This window comes from Variovorax sucrosi (genome assembly GCF_051216635.1).
Taxonomy (GTDB): Bacteria; Pseudomonadota; Gammaproteobacteria; order Burkholderiales; family Burkholderiaceae_C; genus Variovorax.
This window is the reverse complement of sequence record NZ_JBPJZU010000001.1, coordinates 221,335-248,327: the sequence shown is the minus strand read 5'-3', so window position 1 is coordinate 248,327 and position 26,993 is coordinate 221,335. Positions and strand designations below refer to the sequence as shown.

The 26,993-nt window shown below is 68.0% G+C and carries 25 protein-coding genes and 1 pseudogene; 4 read left to right on the top strand and 22 right to left on the bottom strand.

Features of this window, described 5'->3' with window-relative positions; genetic code table 11:
* The first annotated feature begins 65 nt into the window (after positions 1 to 65).
* Together ACSFBE_RS01115 and ruvC are read left to right on the top strand one after the other, a co-directional pair.
* Positions 66 to 1,172, top strand: a complete 1,107-nt coding sequence (locus ACSFBE_RS01115; RefSeq protein WP_435488521.1) for a porin — start codon at positions 66 to 68, stop codon at positions 1,170 to 1,172.
* Positions 1,173 to 1,267: 95 nt separating this feature from the next.
* Positions 1,268 to 1,816, top strand: coding sequence for a crossover junction endodeoxyribonuclease RuvC (ruvC, locus tag ACSFBE_RS01110; RefSeq protein WP_435488520.1), 549 nt, complete (start codon positions 1,268 to 1,270; stop codon positions 1,814 to 1,816).
* A gap of 5 nt (positions 1,817 to 1,821) precedes the next feature.
* Here the strand turns inward: ruvC and ACSFBE_RS01105 are convergent, their stop codons facing one another.
* The 17 genes from ACSFBE_RS01105 to mraZ all read right to left on the bottom strand — a co-directional run bounded on the left by ACSFBE_RS01105 (position 1,822) and on the right by mraZ (position 20,768).
* Positions 1,822 to 1,998, bottom strand: coding sequence for a hypothetical protein (locus ACSFBE_RS01105; protein ID WP_435488519.1), 177 nt, complete (start codon positions 1,996 to 1,998; stop codon positions 1,822 to 1,824).
* 17 nt (positions 1,999 to 2,015) lie between these two features.
* Complete coding sequence (gene lpxC / locus ACSFBE_RS01100; RefSeq protein WP_435488518.1) at positions 2,016 to 2,939, bottom strand: UDP-3-O-acyl-N-acetylglucosamine deacetylase; 924 nt, start codon at positions 2,937 to 2,939, stop codon at positions 2,016 to 2,018.
* Between the two features lie 76 nt (positions 2,940 to 3,015).
* Positions 3,016 to 4,224, bottom strand: coding sequence for a cell division protein FtsZ (gene ftsZ / locus ACSFBE_RS01095; RefSeq protein WP_435488517.1), 1,209 nt, complete (start codon positions 4,222 to 4,224; stop codon positions 3,016 to 3,018).
* Positions 4,225 to 4,385: 161 nt separating this feature from the next.
* Positions 4,386 to 5,615: a cell division protein FtsA gene (gene ftsA / locus ACSFBE_RS01090; RefSeq protein WP_435488516.1), complete on the bottom strand. Its 1,230-nt coding sequence runs from the start codon at positions 5,613 to 5,615 to the stop codon at positions 4,386 to 4,388.
* Between the two features lie 21 nt (positions 5,616 to 5,636).
* The gene (locus tag ACSFBE_RS01085) at positions 5,637 to 6,419 is read right to left on the bottom strand and encodes a cell division protein FtsQ/DivIB (RefSeq protein ID WP_435488515.1); all 783 of its coding nucleotides are present in this window, start codon (positions 6,417 to 6,419) and stop codon (positions 5,637 to 5,639) included.
* Between the two features lie 2 nt (positions 6,420 to 6,421).
* On the bottom strand, positions 6,422 to 7,390 hold the full coding sequence (locus tag ACSFBE_RS01080; RefSeq protein ID WP_435488514.1) for a D-alanine--D-alanine ligase: 969 nt from the start codon (positions 7,388 to 7,390) through the stop codon (positions 6,422 to 6,424).
* Positions 7,387 to 8,844 (bottom strand): UDP-N-acetylmuramate--L-alanine ligase, encoded by a 1,458-nt coding sequence (gene murC / locus ACSFBE_RS01075; protein WP_435488513.1) that lies wholly within the window; start codon positions 8,842 to 8,844, stop codon positions 7,387 to 7,389. The genes ACSFBE_RS01080 and murC overlap by 4 nt, the downstream gene beginning before the upstream one ends.
* A complete protein-coding gene (gene murG / locus ACSFBE_RS01070) occupies positions 8,841 to 9,923 on the bottom strand; it encodes an undecaprenyldiphospho-muramoylpentapeptide beta-N-acetylglucosaminyltransferase (RefSeq protein ID WP_435488512.1) in 1,083 nt (360 codons plus the stop codon). Before murG ends, murC begins: the two co-directional genes overlap by 4 nt.
* Positions 9,920 to 11,218 (bottom strand): putative lipid II flippase FtsW, encoded by a 1,299-nt coding sequence (gene ftsW, locus ACSFBE_RS01065; protein WP_435488511.1) that lies wholly within the window; start codon positions 11,216 to 11,218, stop codon positions 9,920 to 9,922. The genes murG and ftsW overlap by 4 nt, the downstream gene beginning before the upstream one ends.
* A complete protein-coding gene (gene murD, locus ACSFBE_RS01060; protein ID WP_435488510.1) occupies positions 11,215 to 13,137 on the bottom strand; it encodes a UDP-N-acetylmuramoyl-L-alanine--D-glutamate ligase in 1,923 nt (640 codons plus the stop codon). Before murD ends, ftsW begins: the two co-directional genes overlap by 4 nt.
* Positions 13,138 to 13,141: 4 nt before the next feature.
* Positions 13,142 to 14,320 (bottom strand): phospho-N-acetylmuramoyl-pentapeptide-transferase, encoded by a 1,179-nt coding sequence (gene mraY / locus ACSFBE_RS01055; RefSeq protein WP_435488509.1) that lies wholly within the window; start codon positions 14,318 to 14,320, stop codon positions 13,142 to 13,144.
* A 15-nt stretch (positions 14,321 to 14,335) separates the two neighbouring features.
* Positions 14,336 to 15,811: a UDP-N-acetylmuramoyl-tripeptide--D-alanyl-D-alanine ligase gene (locus tag ACSFBE_RS01050; protein ID WP_435488508.1), complete on the bottom strand. Its 1,476-nt coding sequence runs from the start codon at positions 15,809 to 15,811 to the stop codon at positions 14,336 to 14,338.
* Complete coding sequence (locus tag ACSFBE_RS01045; RefSeq protein WP_435488507.1) at positions 15,808 to 17,310, bottom strand: UDP-N-acetylmuramoyl-L-alanyl-D-glutamate--2,6-diaminopimelate ligase; 1,503 nt, start codon at positions 17,308 to 17,310, stop codon at positions 15,808 to 15,810. The genes ACSFBE_RS01050 and ACSFBE_RS01045 overlap by 4 nt, the downstream gene beginning before the upstream one ends.
* Positions 17,310 to 19,064 carry a peptidoglycan D,D-transpeptidase FtsI family protein gene (locus ACSFBE_RS01040; RefSeq protein WP_435488506.1) on the bottom strand — a complete coding sequence of 585 codons (1,755 nt, stop codon included), beginning with the start codon at positions 19,062 to 19,064 and terminating at the stop codon, positions 17,310 to 17,312. Before ACSFBE_RS01040 ends, ACSFBE_RS01045 begins: the two co-directional genes overlap by 1 nt.
* Entirely contained in the window at positions 19,064 to 19,405 is a 342-nt protein-coding gene (ftsL, locus tag ACSFBE_RS01035) for a cell division protein FtsL (protein WP_435488505.1), read from the bottom strand. Before ftsL ends, ACSFBE_RS01040 begins: the two co-directional genes overlap by 1 nt.
* Positions 19,402 to 20,325, bottom strand: a complete 924-nt coding sequence (gene rsmH, locus ACSFBE_RS01030) for a 16S rRNA (cytosine(1402)-N(4))-methyltransferase RsmH (protein WP_435488504.1) — start codon at positions 20,323 to 20,325, stop codon at positions 19,402 to 19,404. The genes ftsL and rsmH overlap by 4 nt, the downstream gene beginning before the upstream one ends.
* Before the next feature lie 11 nt (positions 20,326 to 20,336).
* Entirely contained in the window at positions 20,337 to 20,768 is a 432-nt protein-coding gene (gene mraZ, locus ACSFBE_RS01025; RefSeq protein WP_435488886.1) for a division/cell wall cluster transcriptional repressor MraZ, read from the bottom strand.
* Positions 20,769 to 21,011: 243 nt separating this feature from the next.
* Between mraZ and ACSFBE_RS01020 the strand changes: the two genes are divergently transcribed.
* Positions 21,012 to 21,065, top strand: coding sequence for a hypothetical protein (locus ACSFBE_RS01020; protein ID WP_435450892.1), 54 nt, complete (start codon positions 21,012 to 21,014; stop codon positions 21,063 to 21,065).
* 29 nt (positions 21,066 to 21,094) lie between these two features.
* On the opposite strand, the pseudogene hslU reads toward ACSFBE_RS01020, so the two are convergent.
* The 4 genes and pseudogenes from hslU to dksA all read right to left on the bottom strand — a co-directional run.
* Positions 21,095 to 22,354: pseudogene (gene hslU, locus ACSFBE_RS01015) on the bottom strand (ATP-dependent protease ATPase subunit HslU); the annotation flags it as partial.
* A gap of 8 nt (positions 22,355 to 22,362) precedes the next feature.
* Complete coding sequence (gene hslV / locus ACSFBE_RS01010; RefSeq protein ID WP_435488503.1) at positions 22,363 to 22,908, bottom strand: ATP-dependent protease subunit HslV; 546 nt, start codon at positions 22,906 to 22,908, stop codon at positions 22,363 to 22,365.
* A 94-nt stretch (positions 22,909 to 23,002) separates the two neighbouring features.
* Entirely contained in the window at positions 23,003 to 24,607 is a 1,605-nt protein-coding gene (locus ACSFBE_RS01005; protein ID WP_435488502.1) for an STAS domain-containing protein, read from the bottom strand.
* Between the two features lie 59 nt (positions 24,608 to 24,666).
* A complete protein-coding gene (dksA, locus tag ACSFBE_RS01000) occupies positions 24,667 to 25,341 on the bottom strand; it encodes an RNA polymerase-binding protein DksA (protein WP_435488501.1) in 675 nt (224 codons plus the stop codon).
* Between the two features lie 37 nt (positions 25,342 to 25,378).
* Between dksA and ACSFBE_RS00995 the strand changes: the two genes are divergently transcribed.
* Positions 25,379 to 25,678: a hypothetical protein gene (locus ACSFBE_RS00995; RefSeq protein WP_435488500.1), complete on the top strand. Its 300-nt coding sequence runs from the start codon at positions 25,379 to 25,381 to the stop codon at positions 25,676 to 25,678.
* A 229-nt stretch (positions 25,679 to 25,907) separates the two neighbouring features.
* On the opposite strand, the gene ACSFBE_RS00990 is transcribed toward ACSFBE_RS00995, so the two are convergent.
* Entirely contained in the window at positions 25,908 to 26,960 is a 1,053-nt protein-coding gene (locus ACSFBE_RS00990; RefSeq protein ID WP_435488499.1) for a CobW family GTP-binding protein, read from the bottom strand.
* Positions 26,961 to 26,993: the final 33 nt, after the last annotated feature.

Sequence of the window (26,993 nt, the reverse complement as noted above, 5' to 3'; positions counted from 1 at the left end):
AACACTTCGTCGCACCGATGTGGTCCTCCCCTAGAGTAGCGGGCACCACTACGAGGAGACGCAGAATGCTCAAGAAAGCTTCGATGGCCGGTGCCCTGCTCGCCGCCGCCCCGCTGGCCTGGTCCCAGTCCAGCGTGCAGATTTACGGCATCGTCGACGCCGCCGTCCGGCACACGACCAACGAAGGCCCGGCGGGTAACGGAAGCCTCACGCAGATGGTCGGTGGCGGCATGTCGCAAAGCCGTTGGGGCATCAACGTGACCGAGGACATGGGCGGCGGGCTGCGTGCGCTGGCCAACCTCGAGAACCGCTTCGGCACGGACACCGGTGCCCAGGCGACTACCAACTACTTCCAGCAGTCCTGGGTCGGCCTGCAGAGCAGCAGCTTCGGCCGCGTGATGCTCGGACGCCAGTACAACGTGCTGTTCGACGTGGTGACCAGCACCTATGCGTCGTTTCCCTACTCGCCGTACTTCGATTCGTTCAAGCCGGAGATCGGCTTTGCGGCGGGCGCCCGAGCCAGCAACATGATCAAGTACGTCGCCGAGTACGGCGGCTTCCGCGGCGGCCTGCAGTACTCGTTCGACGAAGACGCGCCCACCGGGGGCCGGACGGTCGGCGCCTACCTGCGCTATGCCACCGGTGGCCTGGCCGTGGGCGGGGCCTTCCAGAACTACGAGTTCGGATCGGGCCGCCAGCTCGACGCCTGGACACTGGGTGGTTCCTATCGTATCGACAAGTGGTACATCAACCTGGGGTACGCCCGCAACAAGCTCGACGGCGGCCCGCTGACCGCGCCCGTCGACCTGGCCGTGCTGTCGAGCCTGTGGAGCGGCTCTTCCGTGGCCAACGGCAACTTCGGCGGACCGGCCTTCCTGGCCGCCAACCAGCGCGACCTTGCGACCATCGGCCTGGGCTACCAGATCACGCCGCTGCTCAATCTCGGCGCGCACTACTACCGCACCAAGCAGTCGGGCCCCACGGTCGCCGGTGACGCGCGGGCGGACTTCTTCGTCTTCGCGGCCGACTACGCGCTGTCGCGCCGCACCGACATCTATGCGGAACTCGACACCACGCGGCTGAAGGGCGAAGCCAACCTCAACGGCACGACGACCTCTGGCGGGCCGAAGAGCCGCAACGGCTACACCGTCGGCGTCCGCCACAGGTTCTGATCGCACCCGGACACCAAGGGTCGGTCGGCTACATTCGAAGGCCCACCACCCTTGCGGCCGGCGGCCCGTGCCGTGGGCGCTGCTCTGCCTTCGACATGCGCATCCTCGGTATCGACCCCGGCCTGCAGACCACCGGTTTCGGCGTGGTCGACCTGGAGGGTCATTCCCTGCGCTACGTGGCCAGCGGCACGATCAGCACCAGGCACCTCGAGCGCGGCAACCTGCCCGAGCGGCTCAAGGTGCTGTTCGACGGCATCGGCGAGATCGTGGCACGCTACCAGCCCGACACGGCAGCGGTCGAGATCGTCTTCGTCAACGTCAATCCGCAGTCCACGCTGCTGCTCGGCCAGGCGCGCGGTGCCTGCCTCACGGCGCTGGTGTCGCGCAATCTCTCGGTCGCCGAGTACACCGCGCTGCAGATGAAGCGCGCGGTCGCAGGCCACGGCCAGGCGGCCAAGGCGCAGGTGCAGGAGATGGTCAAGCGCCTGCTCGAGCTGCCGGGCTTGCCCGGCAGCGACGCCGCCGACGCACTGGGCATCGCGATCACGCATGCGCATGTCGGCAGTTCGATGGCGCGGCTGGGCGAGGCGGCCGATCTGTCACGCAGCACCAGCGGCATGTACCGCAAGGGCAGAACGCGCTGAAGCCTTCAGGCCACGCGCTCGGCGATCAGCACCGCGAAGAACCCGAACGCCGCCAGCATCGTCCACTTGAGCACGACCCAGCCGAAGCGCCGGTACTTCACCTGCCCGGTGCCCGCATAGAACACAAACGACACGCCGGCCACGAGCAGCAGCAGGAGGATGGCCCAGCGGAACAGCAGCATCGGTCGGTGCGCCGGCGCTACCAGGCGCGTGCCACTTCGGCGAAGCCTGCAGGGGCAAGCTTTTCGTCGTCGAAGGTGACGATCTCGTAGGCGTCCTCGTGCCGCAACAGTTCGCGCAGCAGCTGGTTGTTCATGGCGTGGCCCGAGCGGAACGCGCTGTAGGCGGCCAGCAGCGGGCGGCCGATCACATACAGATCGCCCATCGCGTCGAGGATCTTGTGCTTCACGAATTCGTCGTCGTAGCGCAGGCCGCCGACGTTCAGCACCTTGGTGTCGTCCATGACGATCGCGTTGTCGAGCCCGCCGCCGAGTGCCAGGCCCTTGCTGCGCATGTACTCGACTTCCTTGGTGAAGCCGAAGGTACGTGCCCGCGCGATGTCGCGGCTGTAAGAGCCGCTACCCAGGTCGAACTCGACGCGCTGGCCGGTCGAGTCGACCACGCGGTGGTCGAAGTCGATCTCGAAGCTCAGCTTGAAGCCGTGGTACGGCTCGAGCCGCGCCCACTTGGCGTTGGCACCGCCGCCCTCGCGCACCTCGACTGGCTTGACCACCCGGATGAAGCGGCGCGGTGCCTGCTGCAGCACGATGCCCGCGCTCTGGAGAAGAAAGACGAACGACGATGCCGACCCGTCGAGGATCGGCACTTCGTCCGCGGTGATGTCGATGACCAGATTGTCGATGCCCAGGCCGGCGCAGGCCGACATCAGGTGTTCGACGGTCTGCACCTTGGCGCCGCCGTTGGAGACGGTCGATGCCAGGCGCGTGTCGGTGACGGCCTCGGCCGTCATCGGGATGTCCACCGGCTCGGGCAGGTCGACGCGTCGGAACACCAGGCCCGTGTCCGGCGCTGCCGGGCGCAGCGTGAGCTCCACCCGCTGCCCGCTGTGCAGCCCCACGCCGACGGCGCGGGTGATGGACTTGAGCGTTCGTTGTTGCAGCACGGCCGTGATTTTAGGAGCGCGAGGCGTGCGCCGAAACGCACGACTCGCTATGGCCTCCATAGTCACACGGTCGGCCTCAGTCAGCCTGCCTGCGGAGGAACGCCGGGATCTCGAAGTCATCCATGCCGCCGGACGACAGCGCGTCGACCTTGGCCGCCGCCATCGTGCGGTTGGTACGCCACACGCTCGGCACTGCCATGCCTTCGTAGTTCGGCTGGCCGTGCGCACCGGCATGGCCCACGCCGCCCAGGGTCGGCATGGTGAACGGGATGTTGTCGGTGCCGGTGCGGATGACTTCCAGCGTCGGGGCCTGGCGGCGTGCGTCGGGGCGCGACAGGCCGGTGGCGACCACCGTCACGCGCATCTCGTCGCCGAGGTTCTCGTCGTAGGCGGCGCCATAGATCACGTGCGCGTCCGGCGAGGCATAGGCGCGGATGGTGTTCATCGCCAGCTTCGATTCCGACAGCTTCAGCGAGCCCTTGGAGGCCGTCACCAGCACCAGCACGCCCTTGGCGCCCGAGAGGTCGATGCCTTCGAGCAACGGGCAGGCCACGGCCTGCTCGGCGGCGATGCGCGCGCGGTCCGGTCCACTGGCCGCTGCCGTGCCCATCATGGCCTTGCCGGGTTCCCCCATCACGGTGCGCACGTCTTCGAAGTCGACGTTCACGCCGCCGTATTCGTTGATGATTTCCGAGATGCCGCCGACCGCGTTCTTCAGCACATCGTTGGCATGTGCGAAGGCTTCGGCCTGCGTCACGTCTTCGCCCAACACTTCGAGCAGCTTCTCGTTCAGGATCACGATCAGCGAATCGACGTTGGCTTCGAGCTCGGCCAGGCCGTTGTCGGCGTTGTTCATGCGCTTGCCGCCTTCCCAATCGAAGGGCTTGGTGACCACGCCGACGGTGAGGATGCCCATCTCCTTGGCGATGCGCGCGATCACGGGTGCCGCGCCGGTGCCGGTGCCGCCGCCCATGCCGGCGGTGATGAACAGCATGTGGGCGCCGTCGATGGCCGCGCGGATCTCGTCCACCGCCAGTTCGGCAGCCTCGCGGCCCTTGTCGGGCTTGCCACCGGCGCCCAGGCCGTTGTTGCCCAACTGGATCAGCTTCGGCGCATTGCTGCGCGACAGGGCTTGCGCGTCGGTGTTGGCGCAGGAGAACTGCACGCCCTGCACGCCACGTTCGATCATGTGCGCGACCGCGTTGCCGCCGCCGCCGCCCACGCCGATCACCTTGATCTGCGTGCCTTGGTTGAACTCTTCCATTTCGATCATTTCGATGGCCATTTGGTGACTCCTAGAATGCTTGCAGTTGCCGTGTGTTTCTGAACTATTTTTCTGTGCGCGGACCGGTTGCTCGTGGTGATGGCGGACCGGTCCGCCGCCATCGCTCGTTGAAGTGCCGGGGCGGACTGCCGCGTGCCAGCCAGAGAGGGTGGTACTTCATCTCAGAAGTTCCCCACGATGAAGTCCTTGAAGCGTCCGAATGCGGTTTTGACCGATCCGTTCTTCTGCGCGACCTTGTAGCCGCGCATGCGTGCAAAGCGCGCCTCTTCGAGCAGGCCCATGACGGTAGCCGCACGGGGCTGGGCCACCATGTCGGACAACGCGCTCGAATACTTCGGGATGCCGCGGCGCACCGGCTTGAGGAAGATGTCCTCGCCGAGTTCGACCATGCCGGGCATCACCGCGCTGCCGCCGGTCAGCACGATGCCGGACGACAGCACCTCCTCGTAGCCCGACTCGCGCACCACCTGTTGCACCAGCGAGAAGATCTCCTCGACGCGCGGCTCGATCACGCCGGCCAGCGCCTGCTTGCTCAGCATGCGCGGGCCGCGGTCGCCCAGCCCCGGCACCTCGACCTGCGTGTCGGGGTCGGCCAGCAGCTGCTTGGCGTAGCCGTTCTCGACCTTGATGTCCTCGGCGTCCTTGGTCGGGGTGCGCAGCGCCATCGCGATGTCGCTGGTGATCAGGTCGCCCGCGATCGGGATCACAGCCGTGTGGCGGATCGCGCCGTTGGTGAAGATCGCCACGTCGGTCGTGCCGGCGCCGATGTCGACCAGGCACACGCCGAGTTCCCGCTCGTCTTCACTCAGCACCGCCTGCGCCGAGGCCAGCGGATTCAGCATCAGCTGATCGACTTCCAGCCCGCAGCGGCGCACGCACTTGATGATGTTCTCGGCCGCGCTCTGCGCACCCGTCACGATGTGCACCTTGGCTTCGAGACGCATGCCGCTCATGCCGATCGGCTCCTTCACGTCCTGGCCGTCGATCACGAATTCCTGCGGCTCCACCAGCAGCAGGCGCTGGTCGCTCGAGATGTTGATGGCGCGCGCCGTCTCGACCACGCGGGCCACGTCGGCCGGCGTCACTTCCTTGTCCTTCACCGCCACCATGCCGCTGGAATTGATGCCGCGGATGTGGCTGCCGGTGATGCCGGTGTAGACGCGGCCGATCTTGCAATCGGCCATCAGCTCGGCTTCCTTCAGCGCCTGCTGGATGCTCTGCACCGTGGCGTCGATGTTCACCACCACGCCGCGCTTGAGGCCATTGCTCGGCGCCACGCCGAGGCCGGCGAGCTTGAGTTCGCCGTTGGGCAGGACCTCGGCCACCACCACCATCACTTTGGCGGTACCGATGTCGAGGCCGACGACCAGGTCTTTGTATTCTTTGGGCATGGAATGTCCTCGGGTGTTCGCTTATTTCTTCTTGGGGTCGTTGACGACCGTGGTGACGCCGCGCATCCGCAGCGCATAGCCCTCGTTGTGACGCAGGTCGGCGCCTTCGACCGATGCCACGGTGCGGCCGTACTGGCCCGCCACCTGCTTCACGGTGCGCAGGAAGCGCTCGGTGCGCGCCACCACTTCTTCGCTGCGGCCGCGGCCGAGTTCGATCAAGGCGCCGCTGTCGAGCAGCACATGCCAGCTGCCGCGACTCGACAGGCCGAGCTCGACCACCGACAGTTCGTAGGGCTGGAACAGCGGCGACAGCAGGCGGTACATGCCCAGCACCTGCCCGGCCTGCTCGACCGGACCGTCCAGCCGCGGCAACTGGTCGTCGACCTCGGCCACGTTGGCTTCGAAGACCTCGCCGAAGCCGTTGACCAGCTTGGAGCCCGCTTCGTCGCCCCAGTGCGCGACCGGCACATGCTCGGTCAACGTGGCGCGCAGCTTGTTCGGGAACTCGCGCCGCACCACCGCCTTGCGCACCCAGGGCACCGACTCGAAGGCGCTGCGCGCACGGGCCAGGTCGACGGTGAAGAAGTTGCCGGCCAGCTGCGGCGCGACGTTGGCGCGCAGCGTGACCGCGTTGTTGTGCGTCACCTCGCCGTCGACCTTGATGCCGGCGATCGGGAAGAAGGGCTGGCGCAGCACCCACCACGCCCCCGCCGCCAGCAGCACGAGACCGAACAGGGCGAAGACCAGCGTCGCCGTGAGGTTCATGAGCTTGACGTCGAAGGGGACGGGTGCCGCGGCGGCCATGGTCAGACCTTGCCTTCCGAATCGAGCGCTGCGAGGGAGAGCACGCGCACGCACAGGTCCTCGTAGGCGATGCCCACCGCACGGGCCGACATCGGCACCAGCGAATGCGTTGTCATGCCGGGCGAGGTGTTCATCTCCAGCAGGAAGGGCTTGCGGTCGCTGGCGCGGATCATCACATCGGAGCGGCCCCAGCCGCGGCAACCGAGCGTGCGGTAGGCCGCCAGCGTGAGGCGCTGGATCTCTTTTTCCTCGGCCTCGGGCAGGCCGCTCGGGCAGTGGTATTTCACGTCGTCGGTGAAGTACTTGTTCTGGTAGTCGTAGGCACCCTCCGGCGCGGCGATGCGCACCACCGGCAGGGCCTGCGCGTCGAGCCCGTGGCCGATCACGGCGCAGGTGACTTCCTCACCCTCGATGAACTCCTCGCACAGCACGTCGGCGTCGTATCTGGCCGACAACGCCACCGCGTCCTGCATCTGCGAATAGCCGGCCACCTTGGTGACGCCGATGGACGAGCCCTCGCGCGGCGGCTTCACGATCAACGGCAGACCGAGCACGTCGGGCACGGCACGGATCTGTTCGCGGCTCTGCTGGTCGGCGGCCAGTCGCACGTACTTGGGCGTCGGCAGGCCGTCGGCCTGCCAGATGCGCTTGGTCATGACCTTGTCCATCGCCACGCTCGACGCCATCACGCCGGAGCCGGTGTAGGGGATGCCGAGCAGTTCCAGCGCGCCCTGCACCGTGCCGTCTTCGCCGTGGCGGCCATGCAGCGCGATGAAGCAGCGCGCGAAGCCTTCGCGCTTGAGCTCGACCAGGTCGCGCTCGGCCGGGTCGAAGGCATGGGCGTCGACGCCGCGCGAACGCAGCGCCTCGAGCACGCCGCTGCCCGACAGCAGCGAGATGTCGCGCTCGGCCGAGGTGCCGCCGAACAGCACGGCGACCTTGCCGAAGGAGGAAGTAGGCAGGCTCGTCACAGGGCACGTCCTTCGCGGGTGAATGTTCCGGATTTCGGCGGGGGTGCGGCGCCGCCGAGTTCGACGACGCGTGCGGGCACGGTGCCGATGGAACCGGCCCCCATGCAGATCACGACGTCGCCGGCGCGGGCGTTGTCGAGGATGGCCTGCGCCATCTCGCCGATCTCGTCGACGAAGACCGGCTCGACCTTGCCGGCCACGCGCAGCGCGCGCGACAACGACCGGCCGTCGGCGGCCACGATGGGCGCCTCGCCGGCGGCATAGACCTCGCCCAGCAGCACCGCGTCGGCGGTGCCCAGCACCTTGACGAAATCCTCGAAGCAATCGCGGGTGCGGGTGTAGCGATGCGGCTGGAAGGCCAGCATCAACCGGCGCCCCGGGAAGGCACCGCGCGCCGCCGCGATGGTGGCCGCCATCTCGACCGGATGGTGGCCGTAGTCCTCGATCAGGGTGAAGCCACCGGCAGCGGCAGCCTCTTTCGCCGGCACGTCGCCATAGCTCTGGAAGCGCCGGCCCACGCCCTTGAAGTCGGCCAGGCCGCGTTGCACCGCCTCGTCGGTCACACCCAGCTCGACCGCCACCGCGATCACCGACAGCGCGTTCAGCACGTTGTGCTCGCCGGCCAGGTTCAGCACGATGTCCAGGTCGGGCAGCGTGATGCCGTTGCGGCGCTGCGCGGTGAAGTGCATCTGGCCACCGGCCGCCCGCACGTTGACGGCACGCACCTGAGCGTCTTCGTTGAAGCCATAGCTCGTCACCGGGCAGGTCACCTCGGACACGATACTGCGCACCGCCGCGTCATCGGTGCACAGGATCGCCACACCGTAGAAGGGCATGCGGTGCAGGAAGTCGACGAAGGCCTTCTTCAGGTTCCCGAAGTCGTGCCCGTAGGTCTCCATGTGGTCGGCGTCGATGTTCGTGACCACCGCCATCACCGGCAGCAGGTTCAGGAAGGACGCGTCGGACTCGTCGGCCTCCACCACGATGTAGTCGCCGCTGCCCAGCTGCGCGTTGGCGCCGGCGCTGTTCAGGCGCCCGCCGATCACGAAGGTCGGGTCGAGCCCGGCCGCCGCCAGCACGCTGGCCACCAGGCTGGTCGTCGTCGTCTTGCCGTGCGTGCCGGCGATGGCGATGCCCTGCTTCAGTCGCATCAGCTCGGCCAGCATCAGGGCGCGCGGTACCACGGGAATTTTCTTCTCGCGCGCGGCGATGACCTCGGGGTTGTCTGCCTGCACCGCGGTGGAGGTGACCACGGCATCGGCGCCCGCGATGTTCGCCGCCGCATGGCCCACGTTCGTCGCGATGCCCAGGCCGGCCAGGCGGCGCAGCGTGACGCTGTCCGACAGGTCGGAGCCGGAGATGCGGTAGCCCAGGTTGAGCAACACCTCGGCGATGCCGCTCATGCCGGCGCCGCCCACGCCGACGAAATGGATGTGGCGAATGGCGTGCTTCATGCGCCGCCTCCGCGCTTCTTCGCTGCGAGCTCTTCGCAAGCCAGCACCACGGCACTGACCGCCTCGGTCTTCTGCATCGTCTTGGCCTTCACGGCCTTCTCCACCAGCGTGGTTCGTTCGAGTTTCTGTAGCAAGTCGGCCAACAATTCAGGCGTGAGTTCGGTCTGCTGGACCAGCCAGCCACCGCCCGCGTCGACGAGGAAGCGTGCGTTGGTGGTCTGGTGGTCATCGACCGCGGAAGGAAAGGGCACGAACAGCGCTGCGGCGCCGACGGCTGCGATTTCGGTGACGGTGCTGGCACCGGCGCGCGCGACGATCAGGTCGGCGGTCGCGTAGGCGGTGGCGGTGTCGTCGATGAAGGGCGTGAGTTCGGCCTCGACGCCGGCGGCCACGTAGTTGGCGCGCAGCTCGTCGATCTGCTTGGCGCCGCTCTGGTGCATCACGATGGGCCGCTGCGCCGGCGCGATGCGCGCCAGGGCCTTGGGCACGATGCTGTTGAGCGCCTTCGCGCCCAGGCTGCCGCCGACCACCAGCAGCTTCAACGGACCGCTGCGGCCGGTGAAGCGTGCGACCGGATCGGGCTGCGACACGAAGGCCTCGCGCAGCGGGTTGCCCACCCATTGCGCGTTCTTCAGCACATGGGGGAAGGCGGTGAAGACGCGGTTCGCGACGCTCGCCAGCACCTTGTTGGCCAGCCCGGCCACCGAGTTCTGCTCGTGCAGCACCAGCGGCTTTCCGAGCAGCACGCTCATCAGGCCACCGGGAAAGGTGATGTAGCCACCGAGGCCGATGACCACGTCGGGCCGCACCCGGCGCAGCACGCCGATGCTCTGGACGAAGGCGCGCAGCAGCCGCGCCGGCAGCATCAGCAGCGTGAGCGGCCCCTTGCCACGCAGGCCGCCGAACTGCACCGGCTCGAAGGCGAAGCCGCGCGGCGGCACCAATTGCTGCTCCATGCCGCCGGGTGCGCCCAGCCAGTGCACCGCCCAGCCGCGGTCGCGCAGCGCCTCGGCCACGGCCAACCCCGGGAAGATGTGGCCGCCGGTGCCGCCCGCCATGACGAGTGCGGTACGCGTCATACGCGACCTCCACGCATCAGGACGCGGTTCTCGTAGTCGACGCGCAGCACGATCGACAGCGCGATCAGCTGCATCAGCATGGCCGAGCCGCCAAAGCTCATCAGTGGCAGGCCGAGCCCCTTGGTCGGCAACGCGCCCAGGTTCACGCCCATGTTGATGAAGGACTGGAAGCCGATCCAGATGCCGATGCCCTGTGCCACCAGGCCGGAGAACACGCGGTCGAGCGCGATGGCCTGGCGGCCGATGTGCATGATGCGGCGGGTGAGCCACAGGAACATGCCGATGATGAGCAGCAGCCCGACCAGGCCGAACTCTTCGCCCAGCACAGCCAGCAGGAAGTCGGTGTGCGCCTCGGGCAGCCAGTGCAGCTTCTCGACGCTGCCGCCCAGGCCGACGCCGAAGACCTCGCCACGGCCGATCGCGATCAGCGCGTGCGACAACTGGTAGCCCTTGCCGAGCGCATGCGCTTCGCTGAAGGGGTCGAGGTAGGCGAAGATCCGCTCACGCCGCCATTCGCTGGTCATCACGATCAGCGCGAAGGCCGCCACCACCAGCGCAGCGATGACGAAGAACATGCGCGCATTCACGCCACCGAGGAACAGGATGCCCATCGCGATCACCGCGATCACCATGAAGGCGCCCATGTCCGGCTCGGCCAGCAGCAGCATGCCGACCACCACCACGGCAATGCCCATCGGCAGCACCGCGCGGAAGAAGCGTTCCTTGATCTCCATCTTGCGCACCATGTAGCTGGCGGCGTAAAGCACCATCGCCAGCTTCGCAAGTTCGGAGGGCTGGAAGTTCATGATGCCCAGCGGCAGCCAGCGACGCGCGCCGTTGACGACCCGGCCGACGTGCGGAATGAGCACCAGCACCAGCAGCAGCAACGACACCACGAAGATCCACGGCGCTGCCCGCTCCCAGGTCTGCATCGGGATCTGGAAAGCCAGCAGCGCGGCGACGAAGGCGATGCCGATGAACAGCACGTGGCGCAGCAGGAAGAACATCGGCCCGTAGCCGGCGCGCGCGAAGCGCGGGTTGTCCGGCAGTGCGATCGAGGCCGAATAGACCATCACCATGCCCCACGCCAGCAGCGCCAGCGTGACCCACAGCAGCGATTGGTCGAAGCCCAGCACGCGCATCGGCGCGGCCTTGGTCTGTGCCACGCTGCCGCCGCCGAGGCGCACCGGCAGATGCATCGGCAGCGCGTCCATGCCGCTCTTGGCGGCACGGCGAAACCAGCCGCCGAAGCGGCCTGCTGTCGCGTTGGGAGTGGCGCCGGCCATATCGCTCATGCATCCTCTCCCATGCGCATCGACGGCGCGTCGGCCAGTGCCTGCACCGCATCGCAGAACACCTGCGCGCGGTGTGCGTAGTCCTTGAACATGTCGAAGCTGGCGCAGGCCGGCGACAGCAGCACGGCGTCGCCCGGATGGGCCCGCTCGGCAGCCAGGCGCACGGCTTCGTCCATTGACGCGGCATGCACGAGCGTGACACCTGTCGAGCCCAGCGCGGCCTCGATCGCCGGCGCGTCGCGCCCGATCAGCACCACCGCGCGCGCCACCTGGCGCACCGGCGCGGCCAGCGGCTCGAAGTCCTGGCCCTTGCCGTCGCCGCCGAGGATGGCGACGATGCGGCGCTCGGCGCCCAAGCCATGGAGCGCGGCCACGGTGGCGCCGACGTTGGTGCCCTTGCTGTCGTCGAAGAACTCGACCTGGTCGACGATGGCCACCGATTCGACGCGGTGCGGCTCGCCGTGGTATTCGCGCAGGCCGTAGAGCATCGGGCCCAGCGGGCAGCCGGCCGCGCTGGCCAGCGCCAGGGCCGCCAGCGCATTGAGCGCGTTGTGCTGGCCGCGGATGCGCAGCGCGTCGGCCGGCATCAGGCGCTGCAGGAAGATCTCTTCCTCTTGCGCCGCAGCGCCGCGCTTGCGCTTGATGGTCTCGTCGGCCTCCAGGGCGCGCACCAGCCAGGCCATGCCGTTGACGCGCTCGATGCCGAAGTCGCTCGGGCGCAGCGGCAGGCCGGCGCCGAAGGTGAGGTGCGTGCGGATCTGCGGACGCTGCAGCTTGACCCGAACCGGCGGCGGCAGCATTTGCATGACGCCCGCGTCGTCGCGGTTCAGGATCATCAGGCTCTGTTGGCCGAAGATGCGCGCCTTGGCCGCCGCGTAGGCCGCCATGTCGCCGTGCCAGTCGAGGTGGTCCTGCGTGAGGTTGAGGACGGCCGCGGCGGTCGGCTCGAAATCCTGCACGCCGTCGAGCTGGAAGCTGGAAAGTTCCAGCACCCAGACGTCCGGCAGCGTCTCTGCATCGAGGTGCGCAGACAAGGTGTCGAGCAGCGTCGGGCCAATGTTGCCGGCGACGGCCACGGTCTTGCCAGCGCGCTCGACCAGCAGGCCGGTCAGCGCGGTGACGGTGGTCTTGCCATTGGTGCCGGTGATGGCGAGCACCGCCGGCGCATAGCCCTTGGGCGGCTCGGGCTCGGCATGCGGCACCAGCGGAAGCTGGGGAGATTCTTCCTCGACGATGGCCGACGCCGGGTTGGTGGCCGACAGTTCGGCAATGCGCGCCACGAACTCCGCCGCATCCTTGGCAGCGGTTGCCACGTAGGGCTTGCCGGCCGCGGGCAGAGCTCGGACGCTGGCCGCTGCCACGGGCTCAGGCGCGGGCTCCGGCAAAGCGTCGACCGGCTCGATGGGCGTCGACGTCTCGGCCGCGACGGGCTCCGACAGTTCGATGACTGGGTCGACCGCCTCTTCCGCTGCGGGCGCCGCTTCGTCGGCGACGGGCGGTGGCTCCTCCGCCGGAGCCTCCGCCGCGGCCTCCGCCGGGCTCGATGCGGCCACCTCGGGCTCCGGCAGCTCCACCGTCCGAAGATCACGCAGCGCCTGCGCGAACAGATCGAGTTCGCCGCCGACCGGCAGGCCGATGGCACGTGCCGCGTCGACCACCGGTGCGATCGTCGCCGGCGTCAGGCCAGGCGAACGGTACACGGCGCGGATCGGTGTGCCTTCGATCAAGGCAGCGGTCAGCGGTCCGCCGACGAAGCGCACGCCGGGCCACTCGGCCTGCAGCGTCGCCAGGGCGGGCGGCGTGTCGCGCGTGTCGGCCACCGTCACCTCTGCACCGTGCCGCGCGCACCAGCGCGCCATCGCCAGGCCGGACGCACCGAGGCCGAGGACGAGGACGGGGAGGTCGTGCAGGTGCTTCACGTGATCACCGAAGCTTGAGTGTCGACAGGCCCACGAGGCACAGCAGCATCGTGATGATCCAGAAGCGCACGACGACCTGCGTCTCGCGCCAGCCGCTCTTCTCGAAGTGGTGGTGCAGCGGCGCCATCTTGAGGATGCGGCGACCTTCGCCGAAGCGCTTCTTGGTGTACTTGAAGTACATCACCTGCGCCATCACCGAGATCGCCTCGACGACGAAGATGCCCCCCATGATGAAGAACACGATCTCCTGGCGCACGATGACCGCGATGGTGCCGAGCGCGCCGCCCAGCGCCAGCGCGCCGACGTCGCCCATGAACACCTGCGCCGGGTGGGTGTTGAACCACAGGAAAGCCAGGCCCGCGCCGGCCATCGCCGAGCAGAACACCAGCAACTCGCCCGAGCCGGGGATGTGCGGGAACAGCAGGTACTTCGAATAGACCGAGCTGCCGGTGACGTAGGCGAACACGCCCAACGCCGAACCGACCATCACCACCGGCATGATCGCCAGGCCGTCGAGGCCGTCGGTGAGATTCACCGCGTTGCTCGAACCCACGATCACCAGGTAGGTCAGGATCACGAAGCCGATGCCGCCGAGCGGATAGCTGATTTCCTTGAAGAAGGGCACCAACAGGTTGATCTTGGGCGGGAAGTCGAGCGCGAAGCCCGAACGCACCCAGGCATAGAACAGCTCCAGCACGCGCCAGTTGGAGCTCTCCGAGATGCTGAACAGCAGGTAGAAACCGGCCAGCAGGCCGACCAGCGACTGCCAGAAGTACTTCTCACGCGAGCGCATGCCTTCCGGGTCCTTGCGCACCACCTTGCGCCAGTCGTCGACCCAGCCGATGGCGCCGAAGCCCAGTGTCACCCACAGCACGATCCAGACGAAGCGGTTGCTCAGGTCGAACCAGAGCACGGTGGCGAAGGCGATGGAGAACAGCACCAGCACGCCGCCCATGGTGGGCGTGCCACTCTTGGTCAGGTGGGTTTCCATGCCGTAGCCGCGCACCGGCTGGCCGATCTTGAGCGCGGTCAGGCGACGAATGGCGTACGGGCCGACCGCCAGGCCGATCAGCAGCGCCGTGGTCGCGGCCATCAGCGCACGGAAGGTGAGGTACTGGAAGACGCGCAGGAACCCGAACTCGGGCGAGAGCGTCTGCAGCCATTGGGCCAGGCTCATCAGCATGCGGTGGTGCGCGGTTCATGCAGCATGACCGGCCTCCTTGTTGTTGTGGTTGTCGGAAATCGCGATGGGCTCGGTGGACTCGATGGACTCGGCGATGGCCTGAACCACCCGCTCCATCCGCATGAAGCGCGAGCCCTTGACCAGCACGCTGGCCAGTGTGGGCAACTGTTCGCACACGGCCGCGTTGAGCGCCTCGATGTCCTCGAAGTGGCGACCCCGACGGCGCACCCGCTCGTCGACGACGAACGCTGCCACGGTGTGCACGCTGTCCTTGCCCAGGGCGAACAGCATCTCGACGCCGCGGTCGCGTGCCCATTCGCCCACTTCCGCGTGGAAGCCCTCGGCCTGGTCGCCGACTTCGCCCATGTCGCCCAGCACCAGCAGGCGCGGGCCGGGCAGGGCCGCCAGCACGTCGATGGCGGCGCGCACCGAGTCGGGGTTCGCGTTGTAGGTGTCGTCGATCAGCGTCAGCGTGCGGCCCGGGGCCAGCGTCAACTCGGTGGCTTTCGAACGGCCCTTGACCGGCTCGAAGGCCGCCAGGCCCTCGGCGATCTTCTCGAGCGAGACGCCGCTGGACAGCGCGCAGGCGGTGGCGGCCAGCGCATTGATGACGTTGTGGTGGCCGGCGATGGCCAGCGTGGTCTGCATGGCACCGAGCGGCGTGCGCACTGCGATGGCCCAGGCGCCCTGACGCCATTCGGCGCGCGTCAGACCGATGTCGGCATCGGGATGGTCGCCGAAGGTCAGGCAGCGGTGGCTCGCGCCTTCGTGCGCGATCTCGTTCCACAGCGTGGTGAAGGCGTCGCCGAACGGAAACACGGCCGTGCCGCCTTCGGGCAGCTCGGTGAACACGCTGCCGTTCTCGCGCGCCACGGCCTCGACTGTCGCCATGAATTCCAGGTGCTCGCGCTGGGCGTTGTTGACCAGGGCGATGGTCGGCCGTGCGATGGTCGCGAGCCGCGCGATCTCGCCCGGGTGATTCATGCCCAGTTCGACCACCGCCAACTGGTGGTGCGCCCGCAGCCGCAACAGCGTGAGCGGCAGGCCGATCTCGTTGTTGAAGTTGCCGACCGTCGCCAGCGCCCGGTCGCCCCAGGCGGCGTGGAGGATGGTCGCGACCATCTGCGTGACGGTGGTCTTGCCGTTGCTGCCGGTGACGGCCACCAGCGGCAGGTCGAACTGGGCGCGCCAGCCGGCGGCCAGCGCGCCGAGTGCGGCCAGCGAGTCGGGCACTTCCAGGCCCGGCAGGCCGGCGGCCTCGAGCCCGCCGTGCGCGATGGCGGCCACCGCGCCCTTGGCCCGGGCGTCGGCAAGGAAGTCGTTGGCATCGAAGCGCTCGCCGCGCAGCGCCACGAAGAGGTCGCCCGGCTGCAGGCTGCGGGTGTCGCTGTGCACGCGCACGATCGGCGTTCCGGCATCGCCCACCAGGCGTGCACCGGGCACCCAGGCGAGTGCCTGGCCGAGCGTCATCATGGGGACCTGCGCGCTCATTCGGCACTCCTGCGTTGCAACGCGTCGAGCGCGTGGATTCGATCTGAAAATTCGGTGCGCACGCCACCGGCTTCCTGCCAGGCCTCGTGGCCCTTGCCGGCGATCAGCACCACGTCGGCGGGTGCCGCCTGGGCCAGCGTTTCGGCGATGGCGCGTGCGCGGTCCGGCTCGACCTGCGCGGCATCGGGGTCCGTCAGCCCGAGCAGGATCTGACCGATGATCGCGGCCGGCTTCTCCCTGCGGGGGTTGTCGCTGGTGATCACCACGCGATCGGCCTGCGTCTCGGCGACGGCCGCCATCAACGGGCGCTTGGTCGCGTCGCGGTCGCCGCCGCAACCGAACACGCACCACAGCGCGCCGCCGCGTTGCGCAGCCAGCGGCCGCAGGCCGGCCAGCGCCTTGTCGAGCGCATCGGGCGTGTGGGCGTAGTCGACCACCGCCAGCGGCTGGCCCGGCAGCGCGACGCGCTCCATGCGGCCCGGCACGCTCTGCAGGTCGCGGCACGCATCGACCGCATCGGCCAGCGTCATGCCGAGGGCGCGCAGTGCGCCGATCACGCCGAGCAGGTTGGCGACGTTGTACTGGCCGATGAGTCGGGTCGACAGCGTCCGCGTGTCGGCGCCCTGCTCGACCACGTCGAAGCGCAGGCCCTCGGCGTCGTAGCGGATGGCCTGCGCCATCAGGCGCGCGGCGCCGCCGCTGGCCGACACGGTCCAGACGTCGAGCGCGCCGGTGCCGCGGTCGATCAGGTTCTTGACCAGCGTCGCGCCGTGCAGGTCGTCGATGTTGACCACCGCCGCGGCGAGGCCGGGCCAGCGGAACAGCTCGGCCTTCGCCTCCCAGTAGGCGTCCATGCTGCCGTGGTAGTCGAGGTGGTCCTGCGTGAAGTTGGTGAAGACCGCGACGCGGATCTCGCAGCCGTCGAGCCGGCGTTCGGCGATGCCGATCGACGAGGCCTCGATGGCGCAGGCGCTGAAGCCCTGCCGGACGAAGCGGCGCAGTTCGCGCTGCAGCATCACCGGGTCGGGCGTGGTGAGGCCGGTGTAGCGCAGCTCGGGCGGCACGCCGATGCCGAGCGTGCCGATCAGCGCGCAAGGGCCGTGGCCCGGACGCTTCGTCAGCGCTTCGGCCAGCCACCAGGCGGTCGAGGTCTTGCCGTTGGTGCCGGTCACGGCGATGAGCGGGATCTGGCTCGACGGCTGGCCGTAGAACGACGCGGCGATCGGCCCTGTCGCGGCCTTCAGGCCGGCGAAGCTGGCGATCGGCTGGCGCTCGTCGAAGCCGAAGGCCTCGACACCTTCGCGCTCGACCAGGCACACCGAGGCGCCCTGCGCCAGCGCGGACGCCACGTGCGCGCGCCCGTCGGTCGCGGCGCCGGGCCAGGCGATAAAGCCATCGCCATCACCGACCTGCCGGCTGTCGGCGTGCAGGTCGCCCCCCACGCAGGAGCGCAGCCAGTGCGCGGCTTCGTTGGGGGTGCGGAGGTTCAGGTCGTCCATCAGAAGCTCTCGTCCACGCCTTGCGTGATGACCAGCGGTTTGACCGCGAGGTCGGGCGCCACGTTCATCATGCGCAGCGTCTGTTGCACGACTTCGCTGAAGACAGGCGCGGCGGCCAGGCCGCCGAAATACTGGCCGTCGCTCGGCTCGTCGATCATCACGCCGACGATGATGCGCGGCTTCTCGATCGGCGCCATGCCGGTGAACCAGGCGCGGTACTTGTTGCTGGCGTAGCCCTTGCCGACCTGCTTGTGCGCCGTGCCGGACTTGCCGCCCACCGAGTAGCCCACGGTCTGCGCGAGCTGGCCGGTGCCGCCGGGGCCGGCGGCCATCTGCAGCATCTTGCGCACCGCGTGCGCGTTCTCGGCGGAGAACACGCGCACACCGACCGCCGCGTCGGAACTCTTGAGCATCGTCACCGGGATGATGCTGCCGTCGTGCGCGAAGGCTGTGTACGAATGCGCCATTTGAAACAGCGACGCCGACAGGCCGTAGCCGTAGGCCATGGTGGCCTGCTCGACCGGCTTCCAGTTCTTCCACGGGCGCAGCCGGCCGGTGACGGCGCCGGGAAACTGCACCTGCGGCTTCTGGCCGTAGCCGAGCGCGGTGTAGGTGTCCCACATCTCGTGCGGCGTCATCTTCTGCGCGATCTTGAGCGCTCCGACGTTGCTCGACTTCTGGATCACGCCCTCCACCGTCAGCGTGCCGTAGTTGTGCGTGTCGCTGATGGTGAAGCCGCCGATCTGGAAGCGGCCGGGACCGGTGTCGATGAGCGTCGACGGCTTCACGCGACCGGCCTCGAGCGCCATCGCCACGGTGATCGGCTTCATCGTCGAGCCGGGCTCGAAGGTGTCGGTGAGCGCGCGGTTGCGCAGCTGCTCGCCGGTGAGGTTCTGACGCTTGTCGGGCACGTAGCTCGGGTAGTTCGCGAGCGCGAGGATCTCGCCGGTGGTGCTGTCGAGCACCACCACGCTGCCGGCCTTGGCACGGCGCGCGATGACCGCGTCGCGCAGCTTCTGGTAGGCGAAGAACTGCACCTTGCTGTCGACCGACAGCTGGATGTCGCGGCCGTCCACTGGCGGCACGCTCTCGCCGACGCCTTCGACCACGCGGCCCAGGCGGTCCTTGATGACGCGGCGCGAACCGGCCTTGCCGGCGAGCTCCTTGTCGAACGCAAGCTCGATGCCCTCCTGGCCGTGGTCTTCCACGTTGGTGAAGCCCACCACGTGCGCCGCAGCCTCTCCCTCGGGGTACTGGCGCTTGTATTCCTTGCGCTGGTAGATGCCCTTGAGGTTGAGGTCGGCGATCTGCTTGGCGATCGGCGCGTCCACCTGGCGCTGGATCCAGACGAAGGTCTTGTCCTCGTCCTCGAGCTTCTTGTCGAAGTCCTTCTGCGCCATGCCCAGCAGCTTGGCCACTTGCCGGAGCTTGGCCTTCACCTCGGGGTCGTTGCGCTCGATGTCTTCCGGGATGGCCCAGATGCTCGGCGCCACCACGCTGGAGGCGAGCAGCAGCCCGTTGCGGTCGAGGATGCGGCCGCGGTTGGCCGGCAGCTCGAGCGTGCGGGCGAAGCGCACCTCGCCTTGCTTCTGGAAGAACTCGTTGCCGACCACCTGCACGTAGGCTGCACGGGCGGCCAGCACCACGAAGCCAAGCGCGATCGCGGCGACGATGAACTTGCTGCGCCAGACCGGCGTCTTGCTCGCGAGCAAGGGGCTGGTCGTGTACTGCACGCTGCGGCTGCGGCGGGCCATCAACCGTTCCTCCGGGCGGGCGCGGGCGGCTTGGCAGGCGCGGAAGCCGCCGGTGCCGGAATCGGCGGGATCACCGTGCCGTCTGCGCGCACGTACTGCGTGATGGCGGGTGTGGTGGTGCGCATCTTCAGCTGCTCCTTGGCCAGCTTCTCGACCCGCAGCGGTGTCGCCTGCGCGCGCTTCTCGACCTGCAGCCGATCGCCCTCGACCTCGAGCCGGCGCGCCTCGGTGCCGGCGCGGTCGAGCTCGGTGTAGAGCAGGCGCGAGCGGTACTGCGTGTGCACGAGGAACATCGCGGTGGCCATCACGGCCAGCAGCAGCAGGACGTTGAGGCGCGTCATGCGTCGGTCCTTTCCGCCACCCGCAGGATCGCGCTGCGGGCGCGCGGGTTGGCGGCCACCTCGGCCTCGGACGGGCGGATGCGGCCCAGGGCGCGCAGCTTCATCACCTTCGGCGCGGCGAAAGGCGCACGGCGGTCGTAGACCTCTTTCGAGTGCGTCGCGATGAACTGCTTGACGATCCGGTCTTCCAGCGAATGGAAGGCAATCACCGCCAGCCGGCCGCCGGGCTGCAGCACCGCGAGGCTGGCCTCTAGCGCCTGTTGCAGCTCTTCAAGCTCGGCGTTGATGAAAATCCGAAGAGCCTGAAATGTGCGCGTTGCAGGGTTCTGGCCCTGCTCGCGGGTTTTGACCGTGCCAGCCACGAGCTCGGCCAGCTCGGTGGTGGTTGAAATTGGGCCCCGTTCTTGTCGGCGAGCATCAATCGCCTTTGCAATCTGAACAGCAAACCGTTCTTCGCCATAGTCACGGATCACCTCTGCAATCTGCTGAATTTCGGCCGTTGCCAGCCACTCGGCCACGCTCTCGCCGCGCGTGGTGTCCATGCGCATGTCGAGCGGGCCGTCGAAACGAAAAGAAAAACCCCGTGCGGGGTTGTCGATCTGCGGAGAGCTGATGCCGAGGTCCATCAGGAGCCCCGTCACGCTGCCCGGCGGCAACTCCCCCAGATCCTTGAAGCCCTGGTGCCGGATGGAAAAACGCGCATCGGTGATGCGCGCTGCTTCGGCCACCGCTTCCGCGTCCTTGTCGAACGCGATGAGCCGTGCCTCCGGCGCCAATCGCTCCAGCAGCAGCCGGCTGTGGCCCCCGCGGCCGAAGGTCGCATCGACATAGGTGCCGCCGAGCGGCTGCGCGCGTCCGTCGAGCAGTGCGTCGACCGCTTCGTGCAGCAGCACGGTGGTGTGGGTCCAGGAGGTGTCCAAGGGCGCGCTCGTCAAAAGGCGAGGTCCTGGAGCGCTTCGGACTGCAGGCCGGCCTGGATCGCTTCCGCTTCCTTGGCGTCGTGCGTGGCCTTGTCCCAGAGCTCGAAGTGGCTGCCCATGCCGAGCAGCAGCGTGTCACGCCCGATGTTCGCGGCGGCACGCAGTTCGGGCGACACCAGGATGCGGCCGGTGCCGTCCATGTCGACGTCCATCGCGTTGCCGAGGAACAGGCGCTTGAGCCATTGGTCCTTCAGCGGCATCGCGGCGATGCGCTCGCGGAACTGCTCCCACGCGGGGCGCGGGAAAATCATCAGGCAGCCGTGGGGATGGCGCGTGATCGTGAGTTGACCGCCGGCCGTGGCGGCCAGCACGTCGCGATGCCGGGTCGGCACGGAGAGCCGACCCTTCGCATCCAGACTCAGCGATGAAGCGCCTTGAAACACGGCCACGGAACCCCTGTGGTGGGAGCGGTCGCGCACCTCGACGAGGCAACATCCGACACTTTTTCCCACTTAACTGCACTTTTTTGCACTGTAGCAGGAAACCAAGGTACGACAACAGGGGCCGTTGTCTATTTTTTGTAATGGAATCAACGACTTAGCGCGATTTTCGAACCCTTCGAGAACGCGAATTCCGTTGCAAATGAAGCACTTAGCTCACGCAGTGAATGTTCTGCGCGAAGCCAAGTGCCCCGACGCCTTGCGCGTCAGAGGATGAAGCGGGAAAGATCTTCGTCGTGACTTAGTGCCGCGAGCCGTTGTTCCACATAGGCCGCGTCGATGCGCACCGACTGGCCTTCCAGGCGTGCGGCATCGAAGCTCACCTCGTCGAGCAGCCGCTCCATCACGGTCGAGAGCCGGCGCGCGCCGATGTTCTCGGTGCGCTCGTTCACCTCGAAGGCGATGCCGGCCAGGCGCGTGATGCCGTCCGGCGCGAAGTCGAGCGTGACGCCTTCGGTGGCCAGCAGCGCCTGGTACTGCTTGACCAGCGAGGCGCGGGTCTGCGTGAGGATCGCCTCGAAGTCGGCCACCGACAGCGACTGCAGTTCCACGCGGATCGGAAAGCGCCCCTGCATCTCGGGAATCAGGTCGCTCGGCCGGCTCAGGTGGAAGGCGCCGCTGGCGATGAACAGGATGTGGTCGGTGCGCACCACGCCGTACTTGGTGGTGACCGCCGTGCCCTCGACCAGCGGCAGCAGATCGCGCTGCACGCCCTGGCGCGACACGTCGGCGCCCTGCGTGTCGGTGCGCGTGGCCACCTTGTCGATCTCGTCGATGAAGACGATGCCGTTCTGCTCGGCATTGGCGATCGCCTGGATGCGGATCTCGTCTTCGTTGACCAGCTTGCCGGCCTCCTCGTCGATCAACAGGCGCATCGCCTCGGCGATCTTGAGCTTGCGCGTCTTGCGCTTGGCCTGGCCGAGCTGGCCGAACATGCCCTTGAGCTGCTCGGTCATTTCTTCCATGCCGGCCGGCCCCATGATCTCGAGCGGCGCGCGCGTTTCAGCCAGGTCGAGCTCGATCTCCTTGTCGTCGAGCGCGCCTTCGCGCAGCTTCTTGCGGAAGGCCTGGCGGGTGGCGTTGCCGCTGTCGGCGACCGCCGCGCCATCGGCACCGGTGCGCGCCGGCGGCAGCAGCACATCGAGGATGCGGTCTTCCGCGGCATCTTCGGCGCGCATGCGCACCTTGGCGCTCTCCTTCTCGCGCGTCTGCTTGACGGCGATCTCGGCCAGGTCGCGGATGATCGAGTCGACGTCCTTGCCGACGTAGCCCACCTCGGTGAACTTGGTGGCCTCGACCTTGATGAAGGGTGCATCGGCCAGCCGCGCCAGGCGGCGGGCGATCTCGGTCTTGCCGACGCCCGTCGGCCCGATCATGAGGATGTTCTTCGGCGTGATCTCCTGGCGCAGCGTCTCGTCGACCTGCTGGCGGCGCCAGCGGTTGCGCAGGGCGATCGCGACGGCGCGCTTGGCGTCGGGCTGGCCAACGATGTGGTTGTCGAGCTCGGAGACGATTTCCTGAGGGGTCATGGACATGGTCAGAGCGCTTCCACCGTATGGTTCATGTTCGTGTAAATGCAGATTTCTCCGGCGATCGCCAGCGACTTGCGCACGATCTGCTCGGCACTGAGCTCGGTGTTGTCCAGCAGCGCCTTGGCGGCCGACTGCGCGTAGGCGCCGCCCGAACCGATGGCGACCACGCCGTCTTCCGGCTCCAACACGTCGCCGTTGCCGGTGATGATGAGCGAGGTGGTGGCATCGGCCACAGCCAGCATGGCCTCGAGCTTGCGCAGCACGCGGTCGGTGCGCCAGTCCTTGGTGAGCTCGACCGCCGCCCGGGTCAGGTTGCCCTGGTGCTTTTCGAGCTTGGCTTCGAAGCGCTCGAAGAGCGTGAAGGCGTCGGCCGTGGCGCCGGCAAAGCCGGCCAGCACCTTGCCGTGATAGAGCCGCCGGACCTTGCGTGCCGTGCCCTTGATGACGATATTGCCGAGAGTGACCTGCCCGTCCCCGCCGATGGCGACCTGATCGCCTTGGGGGGTCTTGCGGCGCACGCTCACGATGGTGGTGCCGTGAAACTGTTCCATCGCAGCCATCTGGGGATGGCGCCCCTCAATGCAAGGGAGCGCGAAAGCCACCGTGGTAACACCCCGGTAACGCCCTTGTGAGGGCGCGCGGTCGTCAGTCGCGCACGCGCACCAGTGCGTGGTCCGCGATGCCGACGACCTTGAAGAAGGCGGCAATCAGCCGGTGGGCGTCGACGAACTGGACCCGCTGACCGTTGGCATCGCGCTCGGTCACCCACTGCAGCAGCGTGCCCGCGGCCGCGAGGTCCAGCCGGACCAGCGCCCCGCAGGCGATGGTCGCCGGTGCCGACGCGTCGGCCATCTCGGCATCGGCGATTTCCGCGTCGAGCCGGCGCCAGGTCGATTCGGATTCGCCGCTCAGGTCGCCGGCGAGCGTCGCGCCCAGCGTTTCCGGGGCGGCTGGCGACGAAGCCGGCGTGTTGCCACCGGCGCTGATCGAGAAGCCGCCGGTTCCACTCGCCGCCGGCGGCTCCACCGCCGCGTACCGACCTTGTGGCTCCTGCCACGGCGGGGGCGAGACTTCGTAGGTGATGCAGTAGTTGAGTGCGACCAACTCGAACAGGTCGACCTCGTTCATCAGCCGCAATGCGGCCATGCGCAGTTGCCACCATGCCTCGTCCACGCCGCGGTCGTTGGACGGCGTGGCCTTCTCGAGCACCGCCAGCAGACGGCCGGCACCGAGGAAGCGCACGTCGACCGGCGCACCGGACCAGTGGGCGAACAGCGACTTCAGGGGGCCGGCGGCAGACAGGTCGATGCTGGCGAGCAGCCGCCAGTCGAGCGTCCAGACCGCACCAGCCCCACCCAATGCGCGCGTCAGCTCGACCAGGCCCTCCCGATTGAGTTGCGCAGGACTGCGCCAGTCGGCCGAATGCTGACCCGTGGCTGCGACGCTGGTCTGCACCCCGCGCGCCAGCGCCCGCAAGGACACCCACTCGGGTCCGTTGCGCTTCATGCGCTGGGCATAGCGGGTGCTCGCCGCCACGAACTTCTCGGCATCGCCGATGGCGCGATACAGGTCGAGCAGCGCCAGCCAGATGTCGTTGTGGTCGTTCTGGGACGCGTCGGACAGCAGGCTCTGGAGCAGGATCGATTCGGCGCCGGCATCGTCGCCATGGGCGAAGCGGATGGCGGCTTCGTCGAGTGCGCTGTCATACACCAGCAGCGGCGTGGCCGCCGCACCGGCCGGCTCGGCCGGGCCGGCGAGCATTTCGGGCGGCACGGCGGGCACGGTGCTGTCGGCCACCTGGGGCGCTGTGTCCGCATAGGCGCGTGCGCGCTGCGCCGCCAGGATTTCCGGATCGACCGACGGCTCGTCGTCGCCGGGCGTGGTGGTCGGTGCGCCCTTCCACCACTGCTTGGACATCTGCTCTTCGATCTCGTCGATCTTCTTGAGCGTGAGCGCGCGCCCTTCGGTGCGTCCGGAGGTGCTGCTGATATTCAGGGACGACGGCTGCCCCGGGTCGCGCACGCCGGCCGCCTCGCGCTGGCGCAGCTTGCGCAGCATGTCGAACTCGCGGCGGCGCACGAAGTCGTTGCGCTGGCGCCGCTCGATCATCTCCTTGAGCATCTCGCGGCTGTAGCCGTTCTCGGTCGCGGCCGAATCCTGTGCGTCCAGCTCGGCCCAATCCTTCAGCGGATTGCGCACAAACTTCGCCACTTTCGACAGCAGACGGCCGGACTGTTCTTCCTTGGACATGCGAGGCGTCGGGAGCTCAGGGCATCGATCGGGCGGTCATCGGGTCGGGCGGCCAGGGGCTAGTCGCCGAACATCTTCTGCTTGAGCTCGCGGCGCTGCTGCGCCTCGAGCGACAGCGTGGCAGTCGGACGCGCCAGCAGGCGGCCGACGCCGATCGGCTCGCCGGTCTCGTCGCAGTAGCCGTAATCGCCGGCATCGATGCGCTGGATCGACTGCTCGATCTTCTTGAGCAGCTTGCGCTCGCGGTCACGCGTGCGCAGTTCCAGCGCATGCTCTTCCTCGATGGTGGCGCGGTCGGCCGGGTCGGGCACCACCACGGTGTCTTCGCGCAAGTGCTCGGTGGTCTCGCCGGCGTTCTCGAGGATGCCGCGCTTGAGCTCGATCAGCTTCAGGCGGAAGAAGGCCATCTGCTTCTCGTTCATGTACTCGCTGTCGGGCATGGCGATCACTTCGGGATCGGTCAATTCCTGGGCGGACTTGGTCTTCCAGTTGTTCGCGAGCTTCGGGTCTTTCTTGACGGCGAGCGGGGGCGGCGGCACCAGCGCCGTCGAGGCGACCTGCGTGAAGCTGGACTTGGCCGCCGTCGAGGCGATCGACTGCGCCATCGATGGCACGGTCAGTTGCGACAGGCGCGACACCCGACCACCGCGGGCGGCCGGAGCGGGCGCGGCGGGGATCGAGGTGACGGGAGTTGTCGCCGGGGCGGAAGTGGAGGCGGCAGCCGTTTTTTTCATGGGGAGCGGAGGAGCAGGTGGTTCGGCACTGCGGCCGATGGGTTTGGACGACGCGGCAACCACGGAGGCTGCCTTCGGTGTGCTTTTCGCCACAGCCTTGCGGGCCAGGGCGGGCGGAGCGGCTTTCGCAGCGCGGACGGTCTTTGCCGGTGCCACGCTGACTTTCTTGGCAGGAGCCGACGGGGTGGAAGCCTTTTTCGCCGACGACGCTGCCGACTTGGCCGCCGGCGTCTTCGGGACGACCGGTTTCAAGACAGGTTTGGTCTTCACGGCAGGTTTCTTCACGGTGGCTGGCTCCTTCGACGAACTCGAATGCGCTTTCACTGGTTCTCCCTGAAAGCCGTGCGGTTCTTCGACCTCACGGCCTACCTCGTCAGATGCCCGCCAGCGGCGAGCCCTCGGGGTTATACCCTCGAAAGCACGCCAGGTACGCATGCCCTCCTATGCCGGAAGTCACATCCCGGCCTTCGAAGAGGTCGGGGTGGCTGCGGAACAGGCGCGCGATTGTATATAGATATGACCCGGGCGGGCCTTTCGCACGCCAGGGCGATGCGGCGACCGGGCTTTCAGACCAGGCACTGGTCGAGGCCCTGCTCCAGGATCTCGCGCGGCAGATCGATGCCGATGAACACCATGCGGCTCTGGCGCTGCTCGTCGGCGCCCCATTCCGGGCCGAGGTCGCTGCCCATCAACTGGTGCACGCCCTGGAAGATCACCTTGCGCTCGGTGCCCTTCATATGGAGCACGCCCTTGTAGCGCAGCATCTTGGGGCCGTAGATGTTCACCACCGCGCCGAGGAAATCCTCCAGCTTGGCAGGGTCGAAAGCGCGGTCGGCCTTGTAGACGAAGCTCTTGACGTCGTCGTCCGTGTGGTGATGGTGGCCATGGCCTTCGTGCGCATGCGAGGGATGGTCGCAATGCTCGCCGTGCGCATGGTCATGGTCGTGATGGTCGTGGTCGTCTTCCTTGAGGAAGTCCGGGTCGATGTCGAGCTTGGCGTTCAGGTTGAAGCCGCGCAGGTCGAAGATGTCCTTCAGCGGCACATCGCCGAAATGCGCCTTCTGCTGCGGCGCGCGCGGGTTCATGTGCTTCAACCGGTGGATCAGCGCCTCGGTTTCGGCCTCGGAGACGAGTTCGCTCTTGCTGATGAAGATCTGGTCGGCGAAGCCCACTTGGCGGCGCGCCTCCTGGCGGTCGTTGAGCTGCTGCGGCGCGTGCTTGGCATCGACCAGCGTCAGGATGGAGTCGAGCAGGTAGCTCTCGGCGATCTCGTCGTCCATGAAGAAGGTCTGTGCCACCGGACCGGGGTCGGCCAGGCCGGTGGTCTCGATCACCACGCGGTCGAAGTCGAGCAGGCCCTGGCGCTTCTTGGCGGCCAGCAGCTGCAGGGCCTCGCGCAGGTCTTCGCGGATGGTGCAGCAGACGCAGCCGTTGCTCATCTGCACGATCTGTTCCTTCGACTCGGTCACCAGGATGTCGCTGTCGATGTTCTCCTCGCCGAATTCGTTCTCGATCACGGCGATCTTCTGGCCGTGCGCCTCGGAGAGGATGCGTTTGAGCAGCGTGGTCTTGCCGGAGCCGAGAAAGCCGGTGAGGATGGTGGCGGGGATGAGGGCCATGGCGGGACTCCGAGAACGGGAAAGGCGGAAAGT

Coding starts and splice junctions, on each gene's coding strand:
- hslV (WP_435488503.1), bottom strand. CDS start 22,908: ATGGAACAGTTTCACGGCACCACCATCGTGAGCGTGCGCCGCAAGACC.
- mraY (WP_435488509.1), bottom strand. CDS start 14,320: ATGCTGATGAGCCTGGCCCAATGGCTGCAGACGCTCTCGCCCGAGTTC.
- ACSFBE_RS00995 (WP_435488500.1), top strand. CDS start 25,379: ATGGGTTTGGACGACGCGGCAACCACGGAGGCTGCCTTCGGTGTGCTT.
- murC (WP_435488513.1), bottom strand. CDS start 8,844: ATGAAGCACGCCATTCGCCACATCCATTTCGTCGGCGTGGGCGGCGCC.
- ACSFBE_RS01045 (WP_435488507.1), bottom strand. CDS start 17,310: ATGGACGACCTGAACCTCCGCACCCCCAACGAAGCCGCGCACTGGCTG.
- ftsA (WP_435488516.1), bottom strand. CDS start 5,615: ATGCCCAAAGAATACAAAGACCTGGTCGTCGGCCTCGACATCGGTACC.
- ACSFBE_RS01115 (WP_435488521.1), top strand. CDS start 66: ATGCTCAAGAAAGCTTCGATGGCCGGTGCCCTGCTCGCCGCCGCCCCG.
- dksA (WP_435488501.1), bottom strand. CDS start 25,341: ATGAAAAAAACGGCTGCCGCCTCCACTTCCGCCCCGGCGACAACTCCC.
- ACSFBE_RS00990 (WP_435488499.1), bottom strand. CDS start 26,960: ATGGCCCTCATCCCCGCCACCATCCTCACCGGCTTTCTCGGCTCCGGC.
- ACSFBE_RS01050 (WP_435488508.1), bottom strand. CDS start 15,811: ATGAGCGCGCAGGTCCCCATGATGACGCTCGGCCAGGCACTCGCCTGG.
- ftsZ (WP_435488517.1), bottom strand. CDS start 4,224: ATGGCCATCGAAATGATCGAAATGGAAGAGTTCAACCAAGGCACGCAG.
- ACSFBE_RS01085 (WP_435488515.1), bottom strand. CDS start 6,419: ATGGCCGCCGCGGCACCCGTCCCCTTCGACGTCAAGCTCATGAACCTC.
- ftsW (WP_435488511.1), bottom strand. CDS start 11,218: ATGAGCGATATGGCCGGCGCCACTCCCAACGCGACAGCAGGCCGCTTC.
- murG (WP_435488512.1), bottom strand. CDS start 9,923: ATGACGCGTACCGCACTCGTCATGGCGGGCGGCACCGGCGGCCACATC.
- ruvC (WP_435488520.1), top strand. CDS start 1,268: ATGCGCATCCTCGGTATCGACCCCGGCCTGCAGACCACCGGTTTCGGC.
- ACSFBE_RS01105 (WP_435488519.1), bottom strand. CDS start 1,998: ATGCTGCTGTTCCGCTGGGCCATCCTCCTGCTGCTGCTCGTGGCCGGC.
- ftsL (WP_435488505.1), bottom strand. CDS start 19,405: ATGACGCGCCTCAACGTCCTGCTGCTGCTGGCCGTGATGGCCACCGCG.
- ACSFBE_RS01005 (WP_435488502.1), bottom strand. CDS start 24,607: ATGTCCAAGGAAGAACAGTCCGGCCGTCTGCTGTCGAAAGTGGCGAAG.
- ACSFBE_RS01040 (WP_435488506.1), bottom strand. CDS start 19,064: ATGGCCCGCCGCAGCCGCAGCGTGCAGTACACGACCAGCCCCTTGCTC.